Genomic DNA, 2,754 nt, shown 5'->3' with positions numbered 1-2,754 from the left:
GTAAGCCCGTAAAATGGTTGAACTGTGACGAAAACCTGAAGCGCGTACGGCTGGCGACAGAGTAAAAACCAGAAGATTTACCACCAGAGATTTTGCACGCCGCTGCAAACCACGCGGAACCAAAATACCGCAAACCAGTTTGAACCAAAAGGTTTGACTACTTGAAGTTTACGACAATCTAATTTTTTCTGACCTAGCACAAACCGGAAACTTTGCACGCTACAGAAAATCAGAGAAAACCCCACCAACTGACCGATAGAAAAGATGGAAAGGAAACCGATTTTTCTGCTGGCGCTGTAAAAGAAAACTTGTACGTTAGCACTTGCCAGCTTTGAAACAAGCAACAGCAAACGACGATTTTGACGCTGGCATAAAAGAAGGAATAAACGACAAAACTCTCACGCCAGCTTGCACAACGAAGCTTACTGATTTCCTCTGACCTTTTCGACAGAAAAAGAACAAAAAAGCTCGCAACGCTAACAAATTCTCAGGTTTGCAACCTCTGGTAGAAACACAGCAGCTAACGCCTAGGTCAGGTGCGCCGTAGGCGTCACCTGGACCCACTTGTTAGCTGCATTTTAGATTGAACTTTCCTCTTGAATCCAGTCCTGTATTACTAGGGCCCTCTCCTTCAAAGAAGATTCATTATTCTTAGCAATTTTGTTAATTGTATAAGAGCATTTGTTTAGTTTGGCTCTTATATGTCTATCTTTATGTGCACCTTCTAACGCCTCAAATTTATCGCGCATTTCTTCCATGTAAAGAATGGAGTTTTCATAATCTCCATTTTTGGAGTAGTCATCTGCCTTCCGATATGAAACTTGAATATCTGTATCAAGGTACATCTTTAATTGATGGCTGTCTGCGCTATAAATTCTAGGCACTAGGCCACTCAGAATTATTTGCGCACCCTCAAATTGATGCTGAAATAGATACCCTCTAGCCAGAGACAATGATACATCAATCGATTGGTTGTCAATTTTATGTGCGATTTCAAACTGCTCAACAGCATCATCAACATTTTCTTCTGAGTGAAGTAGGAACTTTCCAAACCAATAATGAAGCTGAGATGTGTTTGGTGAAAGAACTATTGCAAGTTCGTACTGCTCTCTTGCGTCAGAGAAATTACCACTCTTCTGATGAAAATAAGCCATAAATCTAGCCACTTCAAAATAATCAGGTGCCATGTGTTGAGATTCTTTTAAAATCTCATACGCTAGGTCATGCTCACCTTTCGAAATGTGATTTTGTGCGTCATAAAGTTTTCTTGCAATGACTCTGTCAGATTTATCTCTGAATTGAATATTTCTTGCAGAGTATTTATTACCTGTTCTTCTACTCATCTGAGCTTCAAACATTGAGTTCAGTTTATTTCTTTTATCTCTTATTGTATTTTGGAATGTTTTTGATGGTTTATGATGTTTTCCAAGATATGAGCGAGCCAACTCAGAAAGTTGGTATGTAGTTTTAACACTTGCACCTTTAGCAATTGATGACTGGGCTAACATATTTGTTGCCATAAGTTCTTGAATGGCTTTTTGAGACTGAATTGCATCAAAGTCGTTGAGGTACGAAAGCTCTGGTATATCTTTCAGTCCCTGTGCACACTGCATTGATTTGGTGAGTTTTTGTGCATCCCCTGAAAGGAATTCATAAACATTTGACATGCAGAAATTTAAGAAATTATCCGAATTTTGCAGCACTCCTTCTGGACTTATTCCTGTTTGAACTGAGCTTACAAACCATTTTATATAGCTGGGATTCCTGTGCATCCTATTGACATAATTACGAAGAATTTTTTCGTCAAGTCTATGCAGAGTATCTACGCCCCTTATTTTTGCAACTGTCCGCAATAATTGAGAAGCATAAGACTCACCTATACCTTGAAGTTTAATTGGGTATTCATATGCCCCTAGTCCAATTCTTGATGTTATTATTATTTTGCTTCCTTGGGGAAGTGCTCCAACGAATTGTCTAATGTTGTCATCTAAAATCGTTTCAAGGTTGTCAATAAATAGTGCGATTTTAAATATTGATAAGTATTCAATTACTTCGTTTAAATTGTTGTGACTGAATTCTTCACCTACTATTTTTTTTCCAATTTCTTGAATTACTCCAAGAGAGTTATCTATGGCACCTTTAATATTTTTAATTTCATTTAAAGTTATTTTTGTAGTTTTAGAGGTAACCCAAACTACAGCATCAAAAGGTGAATTACTGTCAATTAGCTCATATGCTACTTTGAGAGCCAATGCTGACTTTCCGACACCACCTTCACCGACTATAGATATGACAGGAAAGCCACCTAGGCAAAGCTGTTTAACTTTTTCTACTTCTTCACCTCGGCCAATAAGACCAGTTTCATCGAAGTCTGGAATTGGTAGGTTATGGCTTATACATTCATCTTCATCGTAAGTGGCAATTTCCAAGTTGAGTACAAAGCTTGGGTCTTCATCTAGTGTAGTGAGCTGCATTTAATACAACATAAATAATCTCGCTGTGCCATTATAGGTAAGAGCATCTAAGGACGGATACTATCTATGAGAGTCGCAGCCAAGATAAGCCTGAGTGAACAGGAACAAAAACTACTAAAACGTCTATCGTCGTCAAATAAAAGCTCTGTACGCATTGCCCGTCGTTCTAAAATTATTCTTTTGGATGCAGATGGAAAAACCAATCTTGAAATTGCGGAAGCATTAAATATCGAACGGGGACAAGTAAGCCGTTGGCGAGTTCGTTATGTAGCTGAAGGTT

At 38.5% G+C, this 2,754-nt stretch carries 2 protein-coding genes; one reads left to right on the top strand and one right to left on the bottom strand.

Going from position 1 to position 2,754, the window contains the following annotated elements:
• Window positions 1-578 precede the first annotated feature (578 nt).
• Window positions 579-2,474, bottom strand: coding sequence for an NB-ARC domain-containing protein (locus AKL11_RS23605; protein ID WP_095210655.1), 1,896 nt, complete (start codon window positions 2,472-2,474; stop codon window positions 579-581).
• Window positions 2,475-2,540: 66 nt separating this feature from the next.
• On the opposite strand from AKL11_RS23605, the gene AKL11_RS23600 reads away from it, so the two are divergent.
• Window positions 2,541-2,754 (top strand): helix-turn-helix domain-containing protein (locus AKL11_RS23600; RefSeq protein ID WP_172807365.1); only part of this gene is annotated, 214 nt, incomplete at its 3' end.

It is taken from the genome of Endozoicomonas ascidiicola (assembly GCF_001646945.1).
Taxonomy (GTDB): Bacteria; Pseudomonadota; Gammaproteobacteria; order Pseudomonadales; family Endozoicomonadaceae; genus Endozoicomonas; species Endozoicomonas ascidiicola.
Note: the sequence above shows the minus strand (reverse complement) of the source record. Positions and strands in the feature narration are given on the sequence as shown.

Coding starts and splice junctions, on each gene's coding strand:
- AKL11_RS23605 (WP_095210655.1), bottom strand. CDS start 2,474: ATGCAGCTCACTACACTAGATGAAGACCCAAGCTTTGTACTCAACTTG.